Source organism: Streptomyces sp. NPDC045899 (assembly GCF_056431485.1).
Window position 1 is genome coordinate 162,777 of record NZ_JBWKKP010000011.1, and the last position, 22,195, is coordinate 184,971.

Annotated in this window: 24 protein-coding genes; 19 read left to right on the plus strand and 5 right to left on the minus strand. The window is 70.2% G+C overall.

Annotated elements, in window-relative coordinates:
- Positions 1–25: 25 nt before the first annotated feature.
- Positions 26–1,393: an FAD-binding oxidoreductase gene (locus tag AC07FT_RS18515; RefSeq protein WP_479177120.1), complete on the plus strand. Its 1,368-nt coding sequence runs from the start codon at positions 26–28 to the stop codon at positions 1,391–1,393.
- Here the strand turns inward: AC07FT_RS18515 and AC07FT_RS18520 are convergent, their stop codons facing one another.
- Positions 1,394–2,107 carry a hypothetical protein gene (locus AC07FT_RS18520; RefSeq protein ID WP_479177121.1) on the minus strand — a complete coding sequence of 238 codons (714 nt, stop codon included), beginning with the start codon at positions 2,105–2,107 and terminating at the stop codon, positions 1,394–1,396. It lies immediately after the preceding gene.
- Positions 2,108–2,649: 542 nt separating this feature from the next.
- On the opposite strand from AC07FT_RS18520, the gene AC07FT_RS18525 reads away from it, so the two are divergent.
- The 3 genes from AC07FT_RS18525 (at position 2,650) to AC07FT_RS18535 (ending at position 5,524) form a co-directional block, all read left to right on the plus strand.
- Positions 2,650–4,275: an RDD family protein gene (locus AC07FT_RS18525; RefSeq protein WP_479177122.1), complete on the plus strand. Its 1,626-nt coding sequence runs from the start codon at positions 2,650–2,652 to the stop codon at positions 4,273–4,275.
- Between the two features lie 76 nt (positions 4,276–4,351).
- Positions 4,352–4,951, plus strand: coding sequence for an RDD family protein (locus AC07FT_RS18530; protein ID WP_479177123.1), 600 nt, complete (start codon positions 4,352–4,354; stop codon positions 4,949–4,951).
- A gap of 72 nt (positions 4,952–5,023) precedes the next feature.
- Positions 5,024–5,524, plus strand: coding sequence for an RDD family protein (locus AC07FT_RS18535; protein WP_479177124.1), 501 nt, complete (start codon positions 5,024–5,026; stop codon positions 5,522–5,524).
- Positions 5,525–5,535: 11 nt separating this feature from the next.
- Here AC07FT_RS18535 and AC07FT_RS18540 read toward each other — a convergent pair whose 3' ends face one another.
- Entirely contained in the window at positions 5,536–5,832 is a 297-nt protein-coding gene (locus tag AC07FT_RS18540; RefSeq protein WP_479177125.1) for a hypothetical protein, read from the minus strand.
- 331 nt (positions 5,833–6,163) lie between these two features.
- On the opposite strand from AC07FT_RS18540, the gene AC07FT_RS18545 reads away from it, so the two are divergent.
- Both AC07FT_RS18545 and AC07FT_RS18550 read left to right on the plus strand, forming a co-directional pair.
- Positions 6,164–8,551, plus strand: a complete 2,388-nt coding sequence (locus AC07FT_RS18545) for an immune inhibitor A domain-containing protein (RefSeq protein WP_479177126.1) — start codon at positions 6,164–6,166, stop codon at positions 8,549–8,551.
- Between the two features lie 131 nt (positions 8,552–8,682).
- The gene (locus AC07FT_RS18550; protein WP_479177127.1) at positions 8,683–9,000 is read left to right on the plus strand and encodes a hypothetical protein; all 318 of its coding nucleotides are present in this window, start codon (positions 8,683–8,685) and stop codon (positions 8,998–9,000) included.
- Positions 9,001–9,074: 74 nt separating this feature from the next.
- Here AC07FT_RS18550 and AC07FT_RS18555 read toward each other — a convergent pair whose 3' ends face one another.
- Positions 9,075–9,659, minus strand: coding sequence for an isochorismatase family protein (locus tag AC07FT_RS18555; RefSeq protein ID WP_479177128.1), 585 nt, complete (start codon positions 9,657–9,659; stop codon positions 9,075–9,077).
- 136 nt (positions 9,660–9,795) lie between these two features.
- Positions 9,796–11,130 (minus strand): nicotinate phosphoribosyltransferase, encoded by a 1,335-nt coding sequence (locus AC07FT_RS18560; RefSeq protein WP_471203076.1) that lies wholly within the window; start codon positions 11,128–11,130, stop codon positions 9,796–9,798.
- A gap of 81 nt (positions 11,131–11,211) precedes the next feature.
- On the opposite strand from AC07FT_RS18560, the gene clpS reads away from it, so the two are divergent.
- From clpS to AC07FT_RS18605, 9 genes are all read left to right on the plus strand, one after another.
- The gene (gene clpS, locus AC07FT_RS18565; protein ID WP_254751341.1) at positions 11,212–11,520 is read left to right on the plus strand and encodes an ATP-dependent Clp protease adapter ClpS; all 309 of its coding nucleotides are present in this window, start codon (positions 11,212–11,214) and stop codon (positions 11,518–11,520) included.
- Positions 11,520–12,128, plus strand: a complete 609-nt coding sequence (locus AC07FT_RS18570) for a DUF2017 domain-containing protein (protein ID WP_479177129.1) — start codon at positions 11,520–11,522, stop codon at positions 12,126–12,128. The genes clpS and AC07FT_RS18570 overlap by 1 nt, the downstream gene beginning before the upstream one ends.
- Before the next feature lie 196 nt (positions 12,129–12,324).
- Positions 12,325–13,749, plus strand: coding sequence for an amino acid permease (locus tag AC07FT_RS18575; protein ID WP_471203072.1), 1,425 nt, complete (start codon positions 12,325–12,327; stop codon positions 13,747–13,749).
- Positions 13,750–13,853: 104 nt separating this feature from the next.
- Complete coding sequence (locus tag AC07FT_RS18580) at positions 13,854–14,276, plus strand: M67 family metallopeptidase (RefSeq protein ID WP_479177130.1); 423 nt, start codon at positions 13,854–13,856, stop codon at positions 14,274–14,276.
- Positions 14,277–14,377: 101 nt separating this feature from the next.
- On the plus strand, positions 14,378–14,494 hold the full coding sequence (locus AC07FT_RS18585; protein WP_362444060.1) for a putative leader peptide: 117 nt from the start codon (positions 14,378–14,380) through the stop codon (positions 14,492–14,494).
- A gap of 116 nt (positions 14,495–14,610) precedes the next feature.
- Positions 14,611–14,889, plus strand: coding sequence for a MoaD/ThiS family protein (locus AC07FT_RS18590; RefSeq protein WP_254751309.1), 279 nt, complete (start codon positions 14,611–14,613; stop codon positions 14,887–14,889).
- Complete coding sequence (locus AC07FT_RS18595; protein WP_479177131.1) at positions 14,889–15,839, plus strand: PLP-dependent cysteine synthase family protein; 951 nt, start codon at positions 14,889–14,891, stop codon at positions 15,837–15,839. The genes AC07FT_RS18590 and AC07FT_RS18595 overlap by 1 nt, the downstream gene beginning before the upstream one ends.
- 223 nt (positions 15,840–16,062) lie before the next feature.
- Positions 16,063–16,815 (plus strand): MBL fold metallo-hydrolase, encoded by a 753-nt coding sequence (locus AC07FT_RS18600; RefSeq protein ID WP_432014756.1) that lies wholly within the window; start codon positions 16,063–16,065, stop codon positions 16,813–16,815.
- A gap of 118 nt (positions 16,816–16,933) precedes the next feature.
- The gene (locus AC07FT_RS18605; RefSeq protein ID WP_479177132.1) at positions 16,934–18,241 is read left to right on the plus strand and encodes a serine hydrolase domain-containing protein; all 1,308 of its coding nucleotides are present in this window, start codon (positions 16,934–16,936) and stop codon (positions 18,239–18,241) included.
- A gap of 92 nt (positions 18,242–18,333) precedes the next feature.
- On the opposite strand, the gene AC07FT_RS18610 is transcribed toward AC07FT_RS18605, so the two are convergent.
- Entirely contained in the window at positions 18,334–19,575 is a 1,242-nt protein-coding gene (locus AC07FT_RS18610; RefSeq protein ID WP_479177133.1) for a PTS transporter subunit EIIC, read from the minus strand.
- A 213-nt stretch (positions 19,576–19,788) separates the two neighbouring features.
- On the opposite strand from AC07FT_RS18610, the gene AC07FT_RS18615 reads away from it, so the two are divergent.
- From AC07FT_RS18615 to rdgB, 4 genes are all read left to right on the plus strand, one after another.
- Complete coding sequence (locus AC07FT_RS18615; protein WP_302889026.1) at positions 19,789–20,115, plus strand: PTS sugar transporter subunit IIB; 327 nt, start codon at positions 19,789–19,791, stop codon at positions 20,113–20,115.
- Positions 20,116–20,199: 84 nt separating this feature from the next.
- Positions 20,200–20,931 carry a ribonuclease PH gene (gene rph / locus AC07FT_RS18620; RefSeq protein ID WP_479177134.1) on the plus strand — a complete coding sequence of 244 codons (732 nt, stop codon included), beginning with the start codon at positions 20,200–20,202 and terminating at the stop codon, positions 20,929–20,931.
- 163 nt (positions 20,932–21,094) lie between these two features.
- On the plus strand, positions 21,095–21,487 hold the full coding sequence (locus tag AC07FT_RS18625) for a hypothetical protein (protein ID WP_479177135.1): 393 nt from the start codon (positions 21,095–21,097) through the stop codon (positions 21,485–21,487).
- 23 nt (positions 21,488–21,510) lie between these two features.
- Positions 21,511–22,143, plus strand: a complete 633-nt coding sequence (gene rdgB / locus AC07FT_RS18630) for an RdgB/HAM1 family non-canonical purine NTP pyrophosphatase (protein ID WP_479177136.1) — start codon at positions 21,511–21,513, stop codon at positions 22,141–22,143.
- Positions 22,144–22,195 lie beyond the last annotated feature (52 nt).

The following is a 22,195-nucleotide window of genomic DNA, read 5'->3' on the forward strand; positions in this document are numbered from 1 at the left end:
GGCGGCCGGGTGCGACGCTGGACACATGACCGACCTCATCGAGCTGCTGCGGGAGGGCCTCCCCGAGGAGGCGGTGCTGACCGACCCCGATGTCACCGGGGCGTACGCACACGACATGGCGAGCTTCTGCGAGGCGGGAGCGCCCGCCGCGGTCGTCCTCCCCCGCACCGTCGAGCAGGTGCAGCACGTCTGCCGCACCGCGACCGCCCTGCGCGTCCCCGTCGTCCCGCAGGGTGCGCGCACCGGACTGTCCGGCGCGGCCAACGCCTCCGACGGCTGCATCGTGCTGTCCCTGGTCAAGATGGACCGCATCCTGGAGATCGACCCGGTGGACCGGATCGCGGTCGTGGAACCGGGCGTGGTGAACGCGGCGCTGTCCCGCGCGGTGATGGAGCGGGGGCTGTACTACCCGCCGGACCCGTCCAGCTGGGAGCAGTGCACCATCGGCGGCAACATCGGCACCGCGTCCGGCGGGCTGTGCTGCGTGAAGTACGGGGTCACCGCCGAATACGTCCTCGGTCTCGACGTGGTGCTGGCGGACGGGCGGCTGCTGAGCACCGGCCGCCGCACCGCCAAGGGCGTCGCGGGCTATGACCTCACCCGGCTGTTCGTCGGCTCCGAGGGCAGCCTCGGCATCGTCGTGCGGGCGGTGCTCGCGCTCAAGCCCAGCCCGCCCCAACAGCTCGTACTGGCCGCCGAGTTCCCCTCCACCGCCACCGCGTGCGACGCCGTCTGCCGGATCATGGAGCGCGGGCACACCCCGTCGCTGCTGGAGCTGATGGACCGCACCAGCGTCCGCGCGGTCAACGCGATGGGCGCCATGGGACTGCCGGAGACCACCGAGGCGCTGCTGATGGCCGCGTTCGACACCCCCGACCCGGCCGCCGACCTCGCCGCCGTCGGGGAGCTGTGCGCGGCGGCGGGCGCCACCGAAGTGGTCCCCGCCGAGGACGCCGCCGAATCGGAACTGCTGCTCCGGGCCCGCCGGATGACCCTGACCGCCCTGGAGGCGGTCAGGGGCGTCACCATGATCGACGACGTCTGCGTACCGCGCTCCCGGCTGGCCGAGATGATCGACGGGACCGCCGCCATCGCCGAGAAGTACCGGCTGACCATCGGAGTGGTCGCGCACGCCGGGGACGGCAACACCCACCCCACCGTCTGTTTCGACGCCACCGACCCGGATGAGTCCCGGCGGGCCCGGGAGTCGTTCGACGAGATCATGGCCCTCGGCCTGGCACTGGGCGGCACCATCACCGGCGAGCACGGGGTCGGTGTGCTCAAACGGGAGTGGCTGGCCCGTGAACTCGGCCCGGTGGGCGTGGAGTTGCAGCGCGGCATCAAGGGCGTCTTCGACCCGCTGGGCCTGCTGAACCCGGGCAAGCTCTTCTGATCACCGGTCGCGGGCCGGGGTCGACGCGCTGCCGGACCCCGACGGGGTGGGCGTGGCCGTGCCCGACGGCGTGGGTTTGGGCCCGGGGCGGCCGGTCGACGAGGGCTTGGGCGGCCGGGGGGTGTGGCTGGGCCGCCGGGTCGTGGGTTCCCCGGACGGTGTGCGGGTGGCCGACGGTGACGCGCTGGTCTCCTCGGGCTCCGGTTCGCCGGTGCTCGGGGACGGCCGGGGCGCGGGCGTCGTGGGCGGGGGAGCGGTGAACGTGGGCCGCGACTGTCGGCTGGCCCGGTCCGGAGCGCGCGACGCGGGCGACGCCGCGTTGCCGGGGGTGGTCTCCGGCGGATCGGCCTCCGGCTTGCGGGGCGTTCCACCGTCCCGCTCCGACACCGTGTGCGACGGGCCCTGGGAACGCTGCGTCAGCAGCAGCGAACCGGCGGCCAGCCCGCCGACCACCGCGAGCGCCGCCACCGCGACCGCCCTGCGCCGCCGCTTGCTCCCGCCGGAGGCGCCGCGCCGCCGTGCGTGGGCGGGCTCGGTGAGCGTCAGGGCGCCGGGGCCGAGCTGCGCGGTGAGCGGGGCGACGGTCTCCGACGCGGGCGCGCCCCCTCTGCGGCCGGGCCCGAAGACCTCTTCGGCGATGGCCTGCGAGCTCAGCGCCTTGGGATCGGCCGGTCCGGCCAGCGGGTCGTACGCCCCGCATTCCGGACAGGTCACGGCCGCGTTGAGAGTCCTGCGGCACGACGCGCAGTAGTCCATCTGTTGCCCTTCCGTTCGTCGGCGCGTTCCGCGCCGCCCCTGCTGGGGCGATCGGCCCGGGTGCGGCTCGGGTTCCGCGCCGGATGGTGCGGTCCGCCGTCCGGAGCGATGTCACGTCACGGTAACGGCCGACCGAAACGAGGTACGCCGGACCACCCTCAGGTGTTCAACCCCAGCCCCGCTCGACCCCCCACCGTGGCCCGACTCACACCGGCCCGTGAGGGTGGGTCAACACGGCGGGGCGGGTCGGGGGGTGGTGCCGCGGGGACGGTGCGCGGCGATGCCGGGCCGTCCCTACTGGCGCGTACGGCTCGCACGGGAGGGTGGCGCGAACGCGTGACGGGCACATGACGCCGTCACGTCTGATAGACCTTGAACCGCGCGCTCCGTGTTGCACTGCGGCTCTTCTACGGCAGACTGCTGAGGCCCCCCACCCGCGAGGCACCGCTCAGGCGCAGCGCAGGAAACACGGCAGAAGCAGATATGGGATATCGGAGATCATGAGCGCCTCTACCTCAGGGTCCACGGACGGCAGCTCCATTCCTGGCTTTTATCCGGATCCGTCCATCCCCGGCTACATCCGTTACTGGAACGGCGCGGCCTGGGTGCCGGGCACCAGCAGGCCCGCGCCGGCCGAGGGCGAGTCCCTGCCCGCGCCGCCGCCCGGGGTGACCCACACTCAGGTGCTCCCACCGGTGGGGGACGAGACCGGTCCGATGTTCCTGGACGAGGACCCTCCGCCAGGACCGGCGCAGGGGACCGGCGGGGCACTGCCGGAGGTACGCCCGCGCGGTGAGATGGACGTCCGGGACACCGGTACGGGTGGCGCGGGGACCGGACCGGTGCCGCCCGGCGGGACGACGCCCCCGGCGGACTGGGACGATCCGCGGCGGCTGCACGGCTCCCGGCCGGCACCCGCCACCGCCTGGCAGGCCGACACCGCGCGGCAGGCCGGGTTCGGCGGTGAACAGGACCGGCGGATCTCCTGGGGCGCGGAACACGACGGTCCCGGCGGTGCCCCGGCCGGACCACTGCCCGGGGTGCCCGATCCGCGCCGTGCGGCGGAGGACCCGGCGAGCGGCGGCGACCAGCGGGGCGGCGGCCCGGACAACTCCACGCTGACCATGCGCGGGGACGGCACCCAGCCACCGAAGGACCGTTCCACCCATGTACTGCCGTCGGTGCGGCGGAACCCGGAACTGCCCCCGGCGGACGGTGGGGAGAACACCCCGGCCGCGGGCCAGGGCCAGGGCCAGGGCCAGGGGCGGGACCGGGGGACGATGGCGTTCGGCCCGGTCGGCAGTGGCGGAGCGGGCCAGGGCGCCGGTACGGCCGGTCCCGCCGGTGCCGCGCCCCCGGCCCAGCCTCCGCAGCAACAGCGTCCCCAGCCGCAGCCGCAGCAGGCCCAGCCGCAACCGCAGCAGGCCCAGCCGCAACCGCAGCACCCGCAGCCTCACGGCGGCGTGCCCCCGCAGAGCGGCGCCCCGGGTGCACCGGCCTGGCAGCAGCAGGTGCACCAACTCGCGCAGCAGGGCGCGCAACAGGGCGCCGCGCAAGGCGCCCCGCAGGGCGGTCCCGAGGGCGTCATCCCGTGGAAGCCGCCTGTCGACAACCCCTTCCTCCAGGCCGCGCAGACCCAGGGACGGCCCGCCGCGCTCGGCCGCCGGCTGCTCGCCCGGCTGATCGACACCGTCGTCCTGCTCGGCATCGTCGGCGCCGCCGCGCTGCCCCTGTGGAGCAGGGCGAGCGACCACATCGACGAGAAGGTCGAGACGGCGAAGCAGACCGGTGAGACCGTCACGGTCTATCTCCTGGACGGCACCACCGGGGCCTACCTCGGCGCCGTGGCCGGGCTGCTGCTGGTCCTCGGCATCCTGCTGGAGGCGCTGCCCAGCGCCGTCTGGGGCCGCACCCTGGGCAAGAAGCTGACCGGGGTACGGGTCCTGGACATCGAGGGGCACGACAAGCCGTCGTTCGGGGTCGCGCTGCGCCGCTGGCTCGTCTACTCGGTGCTGGGACTGCTGGTCATCGGGGTGCTGAACGTGCTCTGGTGCCTGTTCGACCGCCCGTGGCGGCAGTGCTGGCACGACAAGGCGGCGGGCACCTTCGTGGCGGCGTCCGGCTGAGGCGGATGGACCATCCGGGTCGCCCGAACGGGGTGTGCCGGATGCGGTGACCCCGGCTCCGGGTTCGACTCGGGCCATGAGCACCGACCAGCCGCCCCCCGGGGCCGATGAGCCCCGGGACCGGGGCAGCGATCCGTTCGCCAAGCATCCGCCGACCGAGGGCACCGGCGGTACCGGGGGTACCAACGGCACCCCGTACGGCGAACACCGTGACGAGGGCGATCCGCTCGCGGGAATGCCCCCGCTGGCCCATCTGGGCCGCCGTCTGATCGCCCGGATCATCGACGCGCTGCTCATCGGTATCCCGGTGGGGCTGATCATGGCTGCGATCCTGGGCGGATACGACCCGGTGGACGGCAGCGCCCGTTCGTCCAGCGTCACCGTGGTGTACGCGTTGGTGTACTTCGTCTACGAAGGATTGATGCTCACCCGCTACGGCCAGACAGTGGGGAAGAAGGCGATGAAGATCCGGGTGGCGATGCTGGAGAACGGCCAGCCACCGGTCGGTCAGCCCGGCTGGGTGCGGGCCGGGGTCTACGCCCTCCCCGAGATCGTGCCCTGTTGCGGGTTCATCTTCTGGCTGATCAACGTCTTGTGGTGCACCTGGGACCGGCCGTATCGACAGTGTCTGCACGACAAGGCGGCCAAGACCGTGGTGGTGTCCGCCGCGCCCTGACGCCGGATCCGCGCGAAGCCGCCGCCGACCCTGAGCTACCGGGCGGCCAGGGGCTGCTGATGTAATCGGGGCATGAACCCCGAGCCGCTGTCGCCACCGCAGACGCCCCAGCTCCCCGGGATGCCCCCGCTGGCGACGCCCGGTCAGCGCTTCGCCGCGCGGCTCATCGACACCCTCGTCCTCGGAGTCGTCTGGGCCGTCGCCCTGGCGGCGACCGGTGCGCTGCAGTACTCGATGGACCACCCGGGCGAACAGGACATGGCCAGGGTGATCCTGGCGCTGGTGCTCACCATGGCGGTCTATTTCGGCTACGAGGGCACGATGCTGTCCCGCACGGGCCAGACGCTCGGCAAGAAGCTGCTGCGGATCCGGGTCGCGATGCTCGCCGACGGGGACGTCCCGGCGCGCCGGGGCTGGGTGCGGGCCGCGGTGTACGCCCTGCCGGGGATGCTGGTGCCGGTGCTGGTCGGCACGGTGTTCTGGCTGGTCAACTCGGTATCGCTGTGCTGGGACAAGCCGTACCGGCGGGCGCTGCACGACAAGGCGGCGCGGACCGTGGTGGTGACGGCGTGAACCGAGCGGTCTCAGCCGTGGAACGAGTGCTCGCCGACGCCCGCCGTACCGGCTGAGGCGCGCGCCGCGGTACCCGCGCGCGGCCGGTGCGTACGGACCGCACGGGAGTTCCGGGGCGCGTGGGGCGCACGGGCCGCGCGGGCGAACGGGCCGGTGACGGCCACCAGGAGCCCGAGCAGCAGACCGGCCATCGCGATGAGCCCCACCCACAGCGCTGACCTGGCCTGGGACACCAGCAGCAGGGCGAAGGTCGAGACGATGACGGTGGCCGAACCGTAGGCGAGCTGTGCAGGAGTCGGACGCGGCATGGCGAGATCCGTCCTCAAGGCATCGGTATGCGGGGGGTTATGCGTCTGGCAGGAGTCAGGCTGATGTGCACCGCCGAAATGACTCTACGGTGCTGGATGCCCGACGGGGAACGCCGGTAAGCGTGACCTCACCCACGGTGCCGTTGCATGAGGGGCGCACGGAATCATCACGCCGTCCAACTGGCGAGATGGGCGCGCCCGTTGATGTCCGGTGACCGGTATCCGGCGGACCGGTTAACGTACTTGTCCTACCAATCCAAGTCAAGGTCTGTCTTTTCTCCTGCCACTCCGGTCAAATGTCCGCACCGGCGTAAAGGGGAGGAATCAACAAGTGAAGAGTCAACGGAGGGCGGCCAGATCGGCTGCCATAGCCACGGTGGTGACCGCGCTCGGTGCTGCGGCCCTGTCCACCGGCATGGCACAGGCGGACACCCCGTCTACGCGAGTTGAGCGTCAGGACCCGGCGCCCGCGAAGACGGATGTGAAACACGATCTGGCCGGCCCCTACAGCAAGACGCAGGAAGCGCAGCGCGAGGAGGCCCTGCGTCAGGTCATCTCCGGGGACGCGAAGGCCGCCAAGCGCGGCGGTTCGCAGGTGGTGAAGCTCGGCAAGGGGAAGTACGTCGAGCTGGCCCGGGAGAAGACCGACAAGATCTTCACCATCCTGGTCGAGTTCGGCGACAAGGTCGACAACACCACGATGGTCGACCCGGACGGCGACGGTCCGAAGCCCCCGGTCAAGAAGTACGGCGGCGACCCGGGCCCGGCGCACAACACCATCGCCGAGCCGGACCGCAAGGACGACAACAGCACGGACTGGAAGAAGGACTTCAACCGCAAGCACTTCCAGGACATGTACTTCTCCAAGGACAAGAAGAAGGAGTCCCTGAAGAAGTACTACGAGCGGCAGTCCTCCGGCCGGTACTCGGTCGACGGTGAGGTCTCCGACTGGGTCAAGGTCGACTGGAACGAGGCCCGTTACGGGTCCAACTACTGCGGTCAGACCAACTGCTCCAACGCCTGGGACCTGATCCGCGACGGGGTCAACCAGTGGGCCAAGGACCAGAAGGCGGCCGGCCGTACCGACGCGCAGATCAAGGCCGATCTGTCGAAGTACGACCAGTGGGACCGCTACGACCACGACAACGACGGCAACTTCAACGAGCCCGACGGCTACATCGATCACTTCCAGATCGTGCACGCCGGTGAGGACGAGTCCGCGGGCGGCGGTGCCCAGGGCGAGAGCGCGATCTGGGCCCACCGCTGGTACGCCTACGGCACCGACGCCGGCCGCACCGGCCCGGCCGAGAACAAGGCCGGCGGCGCCCAGATCGGTGACTCCGGCATCTGGGTCGGCGACTACACCATGCAGCCGGAGAACGGCGGCCTCGGTGTCTTCGCCCACGAGTACGGCCATGACCTCGGTCTGCCGGACGAGTACGACACCAGCGGCAAGGGTGAGTCGTCGGTGGCCTTCTGGTCGCTGATGTCCTCCGGTTCCTGGCTGGGCACCGGCAAGGACTCCATCGGTGACCTGCCCGGTGACATGAACGCCTGGGACAAGCTCCAGCTGGGCTGGCTGAACCACGCGAAGGCCAAGGCCGGGAAGAAGTCGACCCACACCCTGGGTGTCGCGGAGTACAACACCAAGGACAAGCAGGCGCTGGTCGTCGAGCTGCCCGCCAAGCCCGTCACCACCGAGGTGGTCAAGCCCGCCGAGGGCGCCAAGCAGTGGTGGAGCGGGATGGGTGACGACCTGAAGAACACCCTCACCCGCTCGGTGGACCTCACCGGCAAGTCCAAGGCCACCCTGGATCTCCAGGGCTGGTGGGACATCGAGGAGAACTACGACTACCTCTACGCCGAGGTCTCCACGGACGGTGGCGCCAACTGGACGCCGGTGGACGGCACCGCGGACGGCAAGGCCATCCCGCGGGACGCCGGTGACAAGCCGGCCCTGACCGGCACCTCCGGCGCGTACAAGAAGCTCTCCTTCCCGCTGGACGCCTACGCGGGCAAGAAGATCGACCTGCGCTTCCGCTACCAGACCGACGGCGGGGTGGCGCAGAAGGGCTTCGCCGCCGACTCCCTCACGCTGACCGCGGACGGCTCCCCGGTCTTCTCGGACAACGCCGAGGGTGACGACAACGGCTGGACCACCAAGGGCTTCTCGCGCATCGGCGGCTCCTTCACGAAGGACTACCCGCAGTACTACCTCGCGGAGAACCGCCAGTACGTGTCGTACGACAAGACCCTCAAGACCGGTCCGTACAACTTCGGCTGGACCTCCACCCGTCCCAACTGGGTCGAGCACTTCCCCTACCAGAACGGTCTGCTGATCTGGAAGTGGGACACCTCGCAGCCGGACAACAATGTGAGCGCCCACCCGGGCAGCGGTCTGATCCTGCCGGTCGACGCGCACCCGACCGCCGAGAAGTGGGCGGACGGCTCGCTCATGCGGAACCGGTTCCAGGCGTATGACTCGCCCTTCAGCCGCTTCGCCAGCGACGGCTACACCGTCCACAAGGACGGCAAGGCCGCGAAGGTGAAGAGCAAGGCGGGCATTCCGGTCTTCGATGACGGTAAGAACACGTACTGGGACAGCAGCAACCCCACCGGTGGTGTGAAGATTGCTGACACCGACACCCGGATCAAGATCCTCAAGGAGCGCAAGGACGGCTCCAAGATGACCGTACGCGTCGGACCGTCAGCTTCATAGTTCAACAAAACTTCGTTTTCGCAGGTCAGAGCGGTAGCGGCCGTCGCCCCCTAGCGGGCGGCGGCCGTACGCGTTTAGATGCCCCTACGACCTTCTTATTGACACGACGTCTCACGGGGGACATGAACCGCATGGCCGATGGAGGATTCACCAAGCTGCCCGGCGGCAGTGTGGTGGTCGCGATCACACTGCCGCGCCCGCTGGGCGAGGGCGGCGTCCGCGTCCTGGTCCACGCCGCCAACCGACAGCGCGCCCTGACCAGGCTGCGCAATCTCGGGCTCCGCGCCGTCTATCTGCGCGGCAACGCGGCACCGCCGACACCGGATGAGGTGACGGCGGTCCTGCACCATCCGGACGGGCTGGTCTGGCGCACCGCGCCGGACGGCGGCGGGGAGCTCTGGCACCCCATCGCCGCCCTGCTCAGGCCCCCGGTCGCGCAGAGGTCCTAGAGCCCGTCCCGCGGGACCGGCGAGGGCCCCCGGCCGCTTCGGCGGCCGGGGGCCCTCGTGGCTGTCCCCGTGCGTCAGACGACCGGGGCGCCGGTCAGCTCCACCCCCGCGGCCCGCATCTCGTCCACGGCCCGCCGGGTCGTCTTCTCGGCGACCCCGGCGGTCAGGTCCAGCAGGACATGGGTGCGGAATCCCTCACGCCGGGCATCCAGCGCGGTGGCCCGCACACAGTGGTCGGTGGCGATGCCGACCACGTCCACCTCGGTCACCCCGCGGTCGCGCAGCCAGTGCGCCAGCAGGGTGCCGTGCTCGTCCTTGCCCTCGAAGCCGCTGTACGCGGCGGTGTACTCACCCTTGTCGAAGACCGCTGCGATGGCCCCGGAGAGGACCGCGGGCGCGAAGTTCGGATGGAAGCCGATGCCCTCGGTGCCCGCGACGCAGTGCGGCGGCCAGCTGTCCACGTAGTCCGGGTTGGCGGAGAAGTGGTCACCGGGGTCGATGTGGTGATCACGGGTGGCGACCACATGGCGGTAACCGGCTGTGGCCGCCCCGACCAGATCGGTGACGGCGGCGGCGACATCGGCCCCGCCCTTCACCGCGAGGCTGCCTCCCTCGCAGAAGTCGTTCTGGATGTCGACGACAATCAGTGCCCGGTGCATGACACATGCCTTCCGACGGAGGACGGACAGGACCGGGAAGCGCCTCGGCCCGAAGCGGGTGATGTGGTACTGGCTGTCACCGAGGGTAGACACTCGGCGCCGGATACGGCAGTGGGCATGAGCCTTGTCGCCCCCTTCAATTCCGCGGGTATTCGGTGGGGAGCACCGGCTCGCCCCGGGAGAGCTGGGTCGCCGACAGCGGCAGCCCCGCCCGCGCCACCCTATGCCGGTCCCGTGCCGCGTCCAGCGGCTCGCGCCCGACGATCTCGCCGCCGCGCACCAGCTCCACCAGCAGCTCCTGTCCGGCCAGCTCCGGCGGGAGCGCGCCGCCGCCGACCACCTCGGCCTCGGCGACCCCGTCCGCGTCCAGCCGCCGCGCCGCCCATTTGCGGCCGCCCAGCGAACTCTTCGCGCCCATGGACTTCTTGGCCACCGGCAGCAGCGGCGCCCCGGGGCCGTCCGAACCGGCCCGCGCGACCAGCTTGTAGACCATCGAGCAGGTGGGGTGGCCGCTGCCGGTGACCAGCTGGGTGCCGACCCCGTACGCGTCGACCGGCGCCGCGGCCAGCGAGGCGATGGCGTACTCGTCGAGGTCGCTGGTGACCACGATCTTCGTGCCCTTGGCGCCCAGGTCGTCCAGCTGCTGGCGCACCCGGTGGGCGAGCAGCAGCAGATCGCCGGAGTCGATGCGCACCGCGCCCAGCTCCGTCCCCGCGACCTCCACCGCGCAGCGCACCGCCTCGGCCACGTCGAAGGTGTCCACCAGCAGGGTGGTGGCGCTGCCGAGCGAATCGACCTGGGCGGTGAAGGCGTCGCGCTCGGTGTCGTGCAGCAGGGTGAAGGCATGCGCGCTGGTGCCCACGGTGGGGATGTTGTAGCGGAAGCCGGCCGCGAGATCGGAGGTGCTGGCGAAGCCGCCGACGTACGCGGCGCGCGCGGCGGCCACGGCGGCCAGCTCATGGGTGCGCCGCGCGCCCATCTCGATCAGCGGGCGGTCGCCCGCGGCCACCGACATCCGGGACGCGGCGGCGGCCACCGCGGAGTCGTGGTTGAGAATGGAGAGGATGACGGTCTCCAGCAGGACCGCCTCGGCGAAACTGCCCTCCACCCGCATCACCGGGGAACCGGGGAAGTAGACCTCGCCCTCGGGGTAGCCCCAGATGTCGCCGGTGAAGCGGTAGTCGGCGAGCCAGGCGAGCGTCGGTTCGTCCACGATCCGGTGGTGCGCGAGGAAGTCGAGCACCGCGGTGTCGAAGCGGAAGTTCTCGACGGCGTCCAGCACGCGGCCGGTTCCCCCGACGACTCCGTAGCGACGGCCTTCCGGCAGCCGGCGGGTGAAGACCTCGAAGACCGAGCGGCGGTCGGCGGTGCCGGACCGCAGCGCGGCCTGGAGCATGGTGAGTTCATACCGGTCGGTGAAGAGTGCGGTCGACGGCACGTCCACCGGCAGTCCCAAGTCCGCAGTGTCCATGGTACCGATGCTACCCCATTTCTCGTCAGAGTGACGAGATCTGGGTGCCGGTGTGCGGGACGGCCCGTACGGGGTGGCAGCATTGGGGGTGTGAGCGTCCCCGTGGAGATCGAGCGTCCAGAATCCAGTGAAGCGCCGTCGATGGTGCCGGAGCCCGACGTTCCCTGGGTGACGGTGGTGCACAACGACCCCGTCAACCTCATGAGCTATGTGACATACGTCTTTCAGAGCTACTTCGGCTACTCCAAGGACAAGGCGCACCGACTGATGCTGGACGTCCACCACAAGGGCCGCGCGATCGTTTCCAGCGGCAGCCGCGAGGAGATGGAACGCGACGTGCAGGCGATGCACGGCTACGGCCTGTGGGCGACCCTTCAGCAGGAGCGCTGATGTCGGGACGATTCGAACCGCTGCCCGGCGGCGGTGCCGCGCTCGCCCTGGACGAGGTCGAGATCTCCATCCTGCGCAGTCTGGCGATGCAGCTCGCCGAGCTGATCGGCCCCGGCGACCAGCCGGAGGGGCCGTCCGACCCGCTGGACGCGCTGTTCGCCGAGGGGCCGAGCAAACCGCCCGCCGACCCGGCGCTGGCCCGGCTGTTCCCGGACGCCTATATGGCGCCCGACGCGGAGCTGGGCGCCGACGAGGAGAAGGAGGCGCGGGCCGCCTCCGCCGAGTTCCGCCGCTTCACCGAGAACGACCTGCGGGCGCGCAAGCGCGATGACGCCCTGGCGATGGTGCGGGATCTGGACGCGCTGTCCTCGGCCGGGCTCAGCCGGGACCCGGCCGTCCTGGAGCTGGAGCCGCAGAAGGCCCGGCAGTGGCTCGGCGCCCTCAACGACCTGCGGCTGGCCATCGGCACCCGGCTCGAGGTGACGGATGACGAGGACGGCGGCGAACTGCTGGGGCTGCCGGACTCGGATCCCCGCAAACCGATGGTGATGGCGTATTTCTGGCTCGGCGGTCTCCAGGAGACCCTCGTGGAGACACTCATGTCGTAGTTACGGAGTGTTCGTTTAGAGGATGCTCAAGTCCGGATAACGATCGCGTCACCTCGGTGGCTCATTTTGTTCCTCCGGTTCACATTATGTCCGCTTCTTCCTGTGGTCTGCCCCACAAACGCCTGAGTGGATCAGTGCTGCCGGCGTGGTAAATCTTCACGATCGCCAGCCGCCACAGAAGGAAAGGCGCAGCAATATGACCTCAGTGGCTCCTGAAGAGGGCTATGAGCGCGGCCTCGGCAGCCGCCAGGTCCAGATGATCGCCATTGGCGGTGCCATCGGTGTCGGCCTGTTCATGGGCGCCGGTGCGAACATCGCCAAGGCGGGACCCAGCATCATCCTGATGTACGCCCTCGCCGGCGTGATCATCTTCTTCATCATGCGAGCGCTCGGCGAGCTGCTCCTCTATCGGCCGGTCTCGGGTTCCTTCGCGGAGTACGCCCGTGAGTTCCTCGGCCCGTTCTTCGGTTATGTCACCGGATGGACGTACTGGTTGATGTGGGTGGTGACCGGCATGGCCGAGCTCACCGCCGCGGCCATCTACGTCCACTTCTGGTTCCCCTCGATCCCGCAGTGGGTCAGCGCCCTGGTCTTCCTGGTGGTGCTCTTCGGGGTCAACCTGATCTCGGTCAAGATCTTCGGTGAGGTCGAGTTCTGGTTCTCGATGATCAAGGTCACCGCGATCATCGGCATGATCGTCATCGGCCTCGGTGTGCTCACCCTGGGCTTCTCCGACGCCGGTGACACCGCCGCCGCCTCGAACCTCTGGTCCCACCACGGCGTCTTCCCGAACGGCATCGGCGACAGCCTGATGACCCTCCAGGGCGTCATGTTCGCCTACCTGGCCGTCGAGCTCGTCGGCGTCACCGCCGGTGAGTCCGAGGACCCGGAGAAGACCCTGCCCAAGGCGATCAACACGCTGCCGTGGCGCATCCTGATCTTCTACGTCGGTGCGCTGGTGGTCCTGCTGGCGGTCGTGAAGTGGACCGAGTTCTCCGCGGGTGAGAGCCCCTTCGTGCACGCCTTCTCGAAGATCGGCATCCCCTTCGCGGCGGGCATCGTCAACTTCGTCGTCCTCACCGCGGCCCTGTCCTCCTGTAACTCCGGTATGTACTCCACCGGCCGGATGCTGCGTGACCTCGCCTCCAACAGCGAGGCCCCCGGGGCCTTCGGCAAGCTCAACTCCCGCAAGACCCCGGCCGTGGGCATCACCGTCTCCGTCGCCCTGATGGGCATCGGCGTGGTCCTCAACTACGTCGTCCCGGAGAAGGCGTTCACCTACGTCACCTCGGTCGCCACCGCCGCCGGTATCTGGGCGTGGATGATGATCCTCGTCAGCCACATCAAGTACCGCCGCGCGGTCACCCAGGGCCGTCTCCCGGCCTCGTCCTTCCCGGCCCCGGGCGGTTCCGCCTTCAGCTGGGTGGCGCTGATCTTCCTGATCATGGTGACCGGCATGATCGCGTACGACAAGGACGCCCGCGTCTCGCTGTACGTCGGTGCCGGCTGGGCGGTCTGCCTGGTGATCGGCTGGATGGTGCTCAAGCGCCTCGGCCGTGTCTCCGCCCTTCCCCGGGTCGAGCAGGGCGCCGAGGGCGAGAAGGAGTTCGCCCGCAAGTAAGCACACGGCGGTGCCCCTCCCGGGCACCGGCCGCGAAACGGGCCCCGGACCGCCGTCCGGGGCCCGTTCTCGTGTCCTGCGGTCCGCTTTCCTATTCTGTGGCCATGCTGACCATCACCCAGGCCCTCCGTGACCAGATCGTCGCGCACGCCCGCGCCGACCACCCCGACGAGGCGTGCGGCGTGATCGCGGGCCCGGCCGGGAGCGGCCGCCCCGAGCGGTTCATCCCCATGCTGAACGCGGCCCGCTCGCCCACCTTCTACGAGTTCGACTCCGGCGATCTGCTCAAGCTCTACCGCGAGATGGACGACCGGGACGAGGAGCCCGTCGTCATCTACCACTCGCACACCGCCACCGAGGCGTACCCCTCGCGCACCGACATCTCCTACGCCAATGAGCCCGGCGCCCACTACGTGCTGGTCTCCACCGCCGACGCGGACGGCGCGGGCGAGTTCCAGTTCCGTTCCTTCCGGATCGTGGACGGTGAGGTCACCGAGGAGCAGGTGGAGATCGTCGAGGCGTACTGAGCCCGGACCCGCGGCCCAACGATCCCGGATGCCGATACCTACCCGTCCGTATCCCGGGACGCCCTTCCTGGGGTCCGAGCGGGAATCGATACGATGAGTCCATGGTTTTCGATGATGTGAGCGACAAGACGCCGGGCATGCTGCTCGTGGCGCGGCTCCACGTCGACCTGTGCAGGCTCGCCAGCGCGATCTGTCCGCACCGCGCCGTGGCCGCCTGACCCCGCGGCACCCGTACAGCCAGCCCTGCCCGGCGCCGTCGTGCGCACCCCTCACGCCCGCCCGGAGCCCCTCCGGGACCCGCCTTCCACCCAGCCCTCCGACAGGAGCCCCTGACATGGCCATCGAGGTCCGCATCCCGACCATCCTCCGCACCTACACCGACGGCCAGAAGGCGGTCGAGGGCAGCGGGACCACGCTCGCCGAGCTCTTCGCCGACCTCGAGTCCCGGCACGGCGGCATCCAGGAGCGCCTGGTCGACGGCGGCGAGCTGCGCCGCTTCGTCAACGTCTACCTGAACGACGAGGATGTCCGGTTCCTGGACGGCATCTCCACCAAGCTCTCGGACGGCGACAGCGTGACGATCCTCCCGGCGGTCGCCGGTGGGATGCGCTGATGCGGTACGACAGTCCCCTCGCCGCGGTCGGCAACACGCCGCTCGTCCGCCTGCCGCGGCTCTCGCCCTCCTCCGACGTGCGGATCTGGGCGAAGCTGGAGGACCGCAACCCGACCGGCTCGATCAAGGACCGCCCCGCGCTCCACATGATCGAACAGGCCGAGAAGGACGGCCGGTTGACCCCGGGCTGCACCATCCTGGAGCCCACCTCCGGCAACACCGGTATCTCGCTCGCCATGGCGGCCAAGCTCAAGGGCTACCGCATCGTGTGCGTGATGCCGGAGAACACCAGTGAGGAGCGGCGCCAGCTGCTCGCCATGTGGGGCGCGGAGATCATCTCCTCGCCCGCCGCGGGAGGCTCCAACACGGCCGTCCGGGTGGCCAAGGAGCTCTCAGCCGAGCACCCCGACTGGGTGATGCTCTACCAGTACGGGAACCCGGACAACGCGGGCGCCCACTACGCCACCACGGGTCCGGAGATCCTGGCCGACCTGCCCTCGATCACCCACTTCGTGGCCGGACTCGGCACCACCGGCACCCTGATGGGCGTCGGCCGCTTCCTGCGCGAGAACAAGCCGGACATCCAGATCGTGGCCGCCGAGCCGCGCTACGACGACGTCGTCTACGGCCTGCGCAACCTGGACGAGGGGTTCGTCCCCGAGCTGTACGACGAGTCCGTCCTCACCACCCGCTTCTCCGTGGGCTCCGAGGACGCGGTCTCCCGCACCCGTGAACTCCTCGCCGAGGAGGGCATCTTCGCGGGCGTGTCCACCGGCGCCGCGCTGCACGCCGCCCTCGGGGTGGCCCGCAAGGCGGCGCGGGCGGGCGAGAGCGCCGACGTGGTCTTCGTGGTCGCCGACGGCGGCTGGAAGTACCTGTCCACCGGCGTCTACACGGCGGCCACCACCGAGGAGGCGATCGAGACGCTGCACGGTCAGCTCTGGGCGTAGCGGACCGCGGGAGGGCCGCGCGCGGGCCCTGGCGGACCGCGGAGGGGCCGCGGGGGCGGCGGAAGCCGGGTCCCTTCGGCTCCGTCCTGGTGATTCCGCCCACAACGCGGGCCCATGGAGGAGCTACCTGGGCTTTAGCGCCTTACGCTCGTGGGCACCGCATGACCCCCCGCACCCGCCCATGGCCCTCGGCATGGGGACCCCTCAAGGAGGTTCCTGCTCCATGAAGCTCACCGTCGTCGGATGCTCAGGGTCGTTCCCGTCCGCGGAATCGGCCTGTTCGAGCTACCTCGTAGAGGCCGACGGCTTCCGGCTGCTCCTCGACATGGGCAATGGCGCCCTCGGCGAGTTGCAGCGCCACTGCGGTCTCTACGACCTCGACGCCGTGCTCCTCTCCCATCTGCACCCCGATCACTGCATCGACATGTGCGGATACTTCGTGGCGCGCTACTACCGCCACGACGGCGGACGCGCCGAGGCGATCCCCGTGTACGGACCGGAGGACACCGAGCGGCGGCTGGTGCAGGCGTATGACGACGTGCCCGACGAGAAGGCGATGCGGGAGGTCTTCGACTTCCGCACCCTGGCGCCGGGCAGCTTCGAGGTCGGCCCGTTCACGGTGCGCACCGAACGGGTCTGCCACCCGGTGGAGGCGTTCGGCTTCCGGATCGAGCACGGCGGGCGCACGCTGGTCTACTCGGGCGACACCGGTCCCTGTGAGGCCCTGGTGGAGCTGGCCCGGGACGCGGACCTCTTCCTGTGCGAGGCGGCCTTCACACACGGCAAGGAGGACATCCCGGGGCTGCACCTCAACGGGCGCCAGGCGGGCGAGCACGCCCGGCGCGCGGAGGCGGCCTCGCTGGTGCTGACCCATATCCCGCCGTGGACGGATCCGCAGATCAACCAGCGGGACGCACAGGCGGTCTTCGGGGGCCCGGTGGAGCTGGCGAAGGCGGGCGCGGTCTACGAGGTCTAGCCGGTTCCGAGACCGGTCGGCTCCGAGGTCCATTCGGCGCCGTTGTGGCGCCGAATGGTAAAAACAGACATCTCAGTCTGAAGCTGGCATCTCTGATCCATTCGTATCGCCTTCCGTCATGAGCCGCTTCCGAGCCGGAACCGCACCACGCAGGGCCGCCCTGGTGTCGTGCGGGGCTCTGCTGATCGGGGGCTGTGCCGCAGCCCCGGCCTTCACGGCCCTCTCCGGCCCCGCGTCTCCGCCCGCGGTGACGGCGGACACCGCCTCCGGCCCCACCTCGCCGGCGCTCAAGCCGATCGACCCGGTCCGGTTCCGGACCGCCGTGGAGCGTGCGGCCAAGAAGCTGATGGTGCCCGGCGCGGTGGTCCAACTCCGCACCCCCCAGGGGAACTTCCGGGCGGCCGTCGGCACGGCCGAGCGGGGCGCGGCGGAACCGCCCACCACACGTGACCACTTCCGGATCGCCTCCAACACCAAGACCATGACCGCGGCGCTGATCGGCCTCCTCGCCCAGGACGGCAGGCTCCGGCTGAGCGATCCGGTGTCCGACTACGTCCCCGGGGTGCCGGGCGGCGAACGCATCACCCTCGAACAGCTGCTGATGATGCGCAGCGGCCTCTACAACTACACCGACGCACCCGAACTCGCGGCGTCCCTGGACGCCGACCCCGGCAGGGCGAGGACGCCGCGGGCCATGCTGGACATCGCGTTCCGCCACCCGCCGGAGTTCGCGCCCGGTACGTCCTACGCGTACAGCAACACCAACTACGTACTGCTGGGGCTCGTCGCCGAGAAGGCGGGCGGGCGCCCGCTGGCCCGGCAGTTCCAGGACCGGCTGTTCACCCCGCTCGGTCTGACCGGGACCTCGCTGCCGGGTATCGAGGACCGGTCCCTCCCCGCCCCCTCCGCACACGGCTACATGTACGGCGGTACGGCCTACGCGCTGGTCGACCGGCCCTATCCGGCCGACGTACGGGCGGCGGCGAGGTCCGGGAAGCTCCGCCCGGTGGACTACACCCACCAGAACCCCTCCTACGCCACCGCCGCCGGAGGCGTCATCTCCACCGCGGACGACCTGTCCACCTGGATCCGGGCGCTGGTGACGGGGAAGGTGCTCGGCCACGCGCTCCAGCGGCAGTGGCTCCACAGCCCGCGGGCCGAGGACCCGGGCGCGCGCGACGGACAGGAGTACGGGTACGGCATCGCCCACCAGCGCTTCGGCCCCGACGCCGCGATGTACTACCACGGCGGCGAACTCCCCGGGTACAACTCCTTCATCGGCTATGACCCGGACAACCGGGTCACCCTCGTGATCTGGACGAGTCTGACCGTGTCGCCCGGTGGCCGGGCCACCGCCACCGCCCTGCTGCCGACCGTCCTCAACCAGGTCTACGCCGGGCTCTCCCTGCCCACGGGCGGTGGGTAGCGGCCCCGGTGGGGCCGCGGACACGACTCGCCCCGCACCGGGACGGTTCCCGGGGCGGGGCGAGGGGAGTTCGCGGGGTGCCTGGTGGGGCGTCAGCCCTTCTTGCCGCTCTCGGCGGTCGCCGCGGCGTCGTCCACCGTGTCGTCCGGTTCCCGGCCCGGGGTCGGGAGGTTGAACTTCGTGATCACGAAGCGGAACACCACGTAGTAGAGGACGGCGAAGGCCAGTCCGATCGGGATGATCATCCAGGCCTTCTCGCTGTGCGACCACCCCAGCAGGTAGTCGAAGAGGCCGCCGGAGAAGGTGAAGCCGCTGCGGATGCCCAGCGCCCAGGTCAGTGCCATGGAGACACCGGTCAGCACCGCGTGGATGCCGTAGAGCACCGGCGCGATGAACATGAACGAGAACTCGATCGGCTCGGTGACACCGGTCACGAAGGCGGTCAGCGAGACCGAGAGCATCATGCCCATCACGGCCTTGCGGCGCTCGGGGCGGGCGCAGTGGGCGATGGCCAGACCGGCGGCGGGCAGGGCGAACATCATGATCGGGAAGAAGCCGGTCATGAACATTCCGGCCGACGGGTCGTCATGGAAGTAGCGCGCGCTGTCGCCGTGCCAGGTGTGGCCCGCCGAGGTGAAGTCACCGAACTGGAACCAGGCGTAGGTGTTCAGCAGCATGTGCATGCCGACGGGTATCAGCAGCCGGTTGACCACACCGAAGATCCCGGAACCCGCGGCGCCGTTGTCCGAGAGCCACTCGGAGAAGTTGTTGAGGCCATCTCCGATCGGCGACCAGAGGTAGCCGAAGGCCACACCGTAGAGCAGCCCCGCGAAGGACATCAGGATGGGGATGAAGCGGCGGCCGCTGAAGAAGCCCAGCCAGTCCGGGAGCCGGGTGCGGTGGTACTTCTCCCACAGCACCGCGGCGGTGATGCCGACCACGATGCCGCCGAGCACGCCCGGATCCTCCGGCTTGCCGGTGACGTCGCTGACGAAGCCGGTCAGCACGTTCTTGTAGACGAGGAAGCCGACGAGGGCGGCCAGGGCGGTGGTGCCGTCCGACTTCTTCGCGAAGCCGATGGCCACGCCGAGGCAGAAGAGCAGGGCCAGGTTCTCGAAGAGCGCGCCGCCCGCGTGGGCGAAGATCTCCGCCAGCTTGTTCCAGCCGAGGCCGTCCTTGCCGAACACATCGTCCTGGCCGAGACGGCTCAGGATGCCCGCGGCGGGCAGTGCGGCGACGGGCAGCTGGAGGCTGCGGCCGATCTTCTGCATACCCTTGATCAGACCGGCACCCCGCTTCTGGGCGGGCGCAGCCGAGGCGGTGGCCGTACTCATCGGATTCCTCCTGGTGAGGCGGGCTCTCGGTAAAGGGGGCGGCCCGCAGTATGGTCTACACCACAAGTGGTGTAGACCTGTTGTAGCACGTGAGGATCCGATAAAGGAATCCATTGTTCCCTGTGGTCTGAACCACCGATGTCCAGGGGGTCAGGGTGCCATCCCCGGCATCAACCCGCATAATGGTGTAGACCACTTGGGAGGGCGACCATCATGGCCCTGCGAAGGTGGGCCGGCGTGGTTAACGTGGATGAACCGCTCGCCGGTATCCCGGAATCCCGAAGGGCCGAGACAACAGGAGTGGACATGGCCAGCAAGGCTGAGAAGATCGTCGCGGGGCTCGGCGGACTCGACAACATCATCGAGGTCGAGGGCTGCATCACGCGCCTGCGCACCGAGGTCAAGGACCCCTCCCTCGTCGACGAGGCCGTCCTGAAGGCCGCGGGCGCACACGGCGTGGTGAAGATGGGCACCGCGATCCAGGTCGTCATCGGCACCGACGCCGACCCCGTCGCCGCCGATATCGAGGACATGATGTGACCACCCCGTGAGTCACGGCTCCGTCCTGTGAGGGCCCCGTTCCGACCGGACCGGGGCCCTTCGCGTTCCCGATAGGCTCATCCCATGTCTCGTATCGACGGCCGCACCCCCGATCAGCTCCGTCCCGTCACCATCGAACGCGGATGGAGCAAGCACGCCGAGGGCTCCGTCCTCGTCTCCTTCGGCGACACCCGAGTGCTGTGCACCGCGAGCGTCACCGAAGGCGTGCCGCGCTGGCGCAAGGGCAGCGGCGAGGGCTGGGTCACCGCCGAGTACGCGATGCTGCCGCGCGCCACCAACACCCGCGGCGACCGCGAATCGGTCCGCGGCAAGATCGGCGGCCGCACCCATGAGATCTCCCGCCTCATCGGCCGCTCGCTGCGCGCCGTGATCGACTACAAGGCGCTCGGCGAGAACACCGTCGTGCTGGACTGCGATGTCCTCCAGGCCGACGGCGGTACCCGCACCGCCGCCATCACCGGCGCCTATGTGGCCCTCGCCGACGCCGTCGAGTGGGCCCGCGGCAAGAAGCTGATCAAGGCGTCCCGGCAGCCGCTCACCGGCACCGTCGCCGCGGTGAGCGTCGGCATCATCGACGGCGTTCCCATGCTGGACCTCTGCTACGAGGAGGACGTCCGCGCCGAGACCGACATGAACGTCGTCTGCACCGGTGACGGCCGCTTCGTCGAGGTGCAGGGCACCGCCGAGGGTGAGCCGTTCGCCCGTGAGGAGCTCAACGCCCTGCTCGACCTCGCCGTCGCGGGCTGCGGCTCGCTGGCCGGGATGCAGCGCGCGGCGCTCTCCGACGAGGGCTGAGCCCCCGCGGGGGCGGGACTAGGGAAACGCGGGAGATTGAGTAATCGACCGGGCAACTCCCACCCAGCCCCCCGGCGTGTAGTCAGGTAGCACACAGACCGATCCACGGTCCCGGGGTCCGCGCCCATGCGCCCCGGGACCGCTTCACGGGAGGAACCGTTCCATGGCCGCGCGCCGTCCCCATCGCCGTACCACCACCCTCGCTCTCGCCGCCGTCGCCCTCACCGTCCCCCTGGCCGTGGGGTGCAGCGCCGTGGAGAAGGCCTTCGACTGCGCACAGCTCGCGGTCGACATATCCCACGACGTCGACAAGCTCCAGAAGGCCGTGAGCGGTGTGGCGGCCGACCCCACCGAGGCCAACCAGGCGGTCGACAGCCTCGACAAGGACATCGACAAGCTGGACGACCGCACCGACAACGAGGACGTCAAGAAGGCCGTCAACAACCTCCAGACGGCCGTGCACAACGTCAAGAAGTCGCTCGACAAGGGCAACACCCCCGACCTGACCGCGGTGAACGAAGCCGCGAGCGAGCTGACCAAGGAATGCAGCCCCTGATCGCCCCTCGATAATCGAGAGCTATGGAACGCTCTGAGGGACAACCCCCGCACCCCCGCCGTCTGATCCTGGCCACCCGCAACGCCTACAAGATCACCGAACTCCGTTCGATCCTCGGTGAATCCGGGCTCGATGTGGAACTCGTGGGCGCCGACTCCTATCCGGAGGTCCCGGATGTCAAGGAGACCGGCGTGACCTTCGCGGAGAACGCCCTCCTCAAGGCGCACGCCCTGGCCCAGGCCACCGGACACCCCGCCATCGCCGATGACTCCGGCCTGTGCGTGGACGTCCTCGGCGGCGCCCCGGGGATCTTCTCGGCCCGCTGGTCCGGCCGCCACGGTGACGACCGCGCCAACCTGGAGCTCCTGCTCGCCCAGGTGGCCGACGTCCCGGACGAGCACCGCGGCGCGCACTTCGCGTGCGCCGCCGCCCTCGCCCTCCCCGACGGCACCGAACGCGTCGTCACCGGCCGCCTCAGCGGAACGCTCCGTCACGAGCCCACCGGCGGCGGCGGTTTCGGCTACGACCCGATCCTCCAGCCCCACGGCGAAACCCGCACCTGCGCCGAGCTGACCCCCGAGGAGAAGAACACCATCAGCCACCGCGGCAAGGCCTTCCGCGCCATCACCCCGGTGGTCCGCGAACTGCTGGGCTGACCCCGCCCGCCGGAACGCCACAGGCCCGGCCCGCGATGAGCGGGCCGGGCCT

What these genes read in the sequence shown, in the direction of transcription:
- AC07FT_RS18615 (WP_302889026.1), top strand. Translation starts at nt 19,789, where the DNA reads ATGGCCCTGCGAAGGTGGGCCGGCGTGGTTAACGTGGATGAACCGCTC.
- AC07FT_RS18575 (WP_471203072.1), top strand. Translation starts at nt 12,325, where the DNA reads ATGACCTCAGTGGCTCCTGAAGAGGGCTATGAGCGCGGCCTCGGCAGC.
- AC07FT_RS18570 (WP_479177129.1), top strand. Translation starts at nt 11,520, where the DNA reads ATGTCGGGACGATTCGAACCGCTGCCCGGCGGCGGTGCCGCGCTCGCC.
- AC07FT_RS18535 (WP_479177124.1), top strand. Translation starts at nt 5,024, where the DNA reads ATGAACCCCGAGCCGCTGTCGCCACCGCAGACGCCCCAGCTCCCCGGG.
- AC07FT_RS18605 (WP_479177132.1), top strand. Translation starts at nt 16,934, where the DNA reads ATGAGCCGCTTCCGAGCCGGAACCGCACCACGCAGGGCCGCCCTGGTG.
- AC07FT_RS18600 (WP_432014756.1), top strand. Translation starts at nt 16,063, where the DNA reads ATGAAGCTCACCGTCGTCGGATGCTCAGGGTCGTTCCCGTCCGCGGAA.
- AC07FT_RS18585 (WP_362444060.1), top strand. Translation starts at nt 14,378, where the DNA reads ATGGTTTTCGATGATGTGAGCGACAAGACGCCGGGCATGCTGCTCGTG.
- AC07FT_RS18590 (WP_254751309.1), top strand. Translation starts at nt 14,611, where the DNA reads ATGGCCATCGAGGTCCGCATCCCGACCATCCTCCGCACCTACACCGAC.
- AC07FT_RS18515 (WP_479177120.1), top strand. Translation starts at nt 26, where the DNA reads ATGACCGACCTCATCGAGCTGCTGCGGGAGGGCCTCCCCGAGGAGGCG.
- rph (WP_479177134.1), top strand. Translation starts at nt 20,200, where the DNA reads ATGTCTCGTATCGACGGCCGCACCCCCGATCAGCTCCGTCCCGTCACC.
- AC07FT_RS18530 (WP_479177123.1), top strand. Translation starts at nt 4,352, where the DNA reads ATGAGCACCGACCAGCCGCCCCCCGGGGCCGATGAGCCCCGGGACCGG.
- rdgB (WP_479177136.1), top strand. Translation starts at nt 21,511, where the DNA reads ATGGAACGCTCTGAGGGACAACCCCCGCACCCCCGCCGTCTGATCCTG.
- AC07FT_RS18540 (WP_479177125.1), bottom strand. Translation starts at nt 5,832, where the DNA reads ATGCCGCGTCCGACTCCTGCACAGCTCGCCTACGGTTCGGCCACCGTC.
- AC07FT_RS18555 (WP_479177128.1), bottom strand. Translation starts at nt 9,659, where the DNA reads ATGCACCGGGCACTGATTGTCGTCGACATCCAGAACGACTTCTGCGAG.
- AC07FT_RS18610 (WP_479177133.1), bottom strand. Translation starts at nt 19,575, where the DNA reads ATGAGTACGGCCACCGCCTCGGCTGCGCCCGCCCAGAAGCGGGGTGCC.
- AC07FT_RS18550 (WP_479177127.1), top strand. Translation starts at nt 8,683, where the DNA reads ATGGCCGATGGAGGATTCACCAAGCTGCCCGGCGGCAGTGTGGTGGTC.
- AC07FT_RS18625 (WP_479177135.1), top strand. Translation starts at nt 21,095, where the DNA reads ATGGCCGCGCGCCGTCCCCATCGCCGTACCACCACCCTCGCTCTCGCC.
- AC07FT_RS18560 (WP_471203076.1), bottom strand. Translation starts at nt 11,130, where the DNA reads ATGGACACTGCGGACTTGGGACTGCCGGTGGACGTGCCGTCGACCGCA.
- AC07FT_RS18595 (WP_479177131.1), top strand. Translation starts at nt 14,889, where the DNA reads ATGCGGTACGACAGTCCCCTCGCCGCGGTCGGCAACACGCCGCTCGTC.
- AC07FT_RS18580 (WP_479177130.1), top strand. Translation starts at nt 13,854, where the DNA reads ATGCTGACCATCACCCAGGCCCTCCGTGACCAGATCGTCGCGCACGCC.
- AC07FT_RS18525 (WP_479177122.1), top strand. Translation starts at nt 2,650, where the DNA reads ATGAGCGCCTCTACCTCAGGGTCCACGGACGGCAGCTCCATTCCTGGC.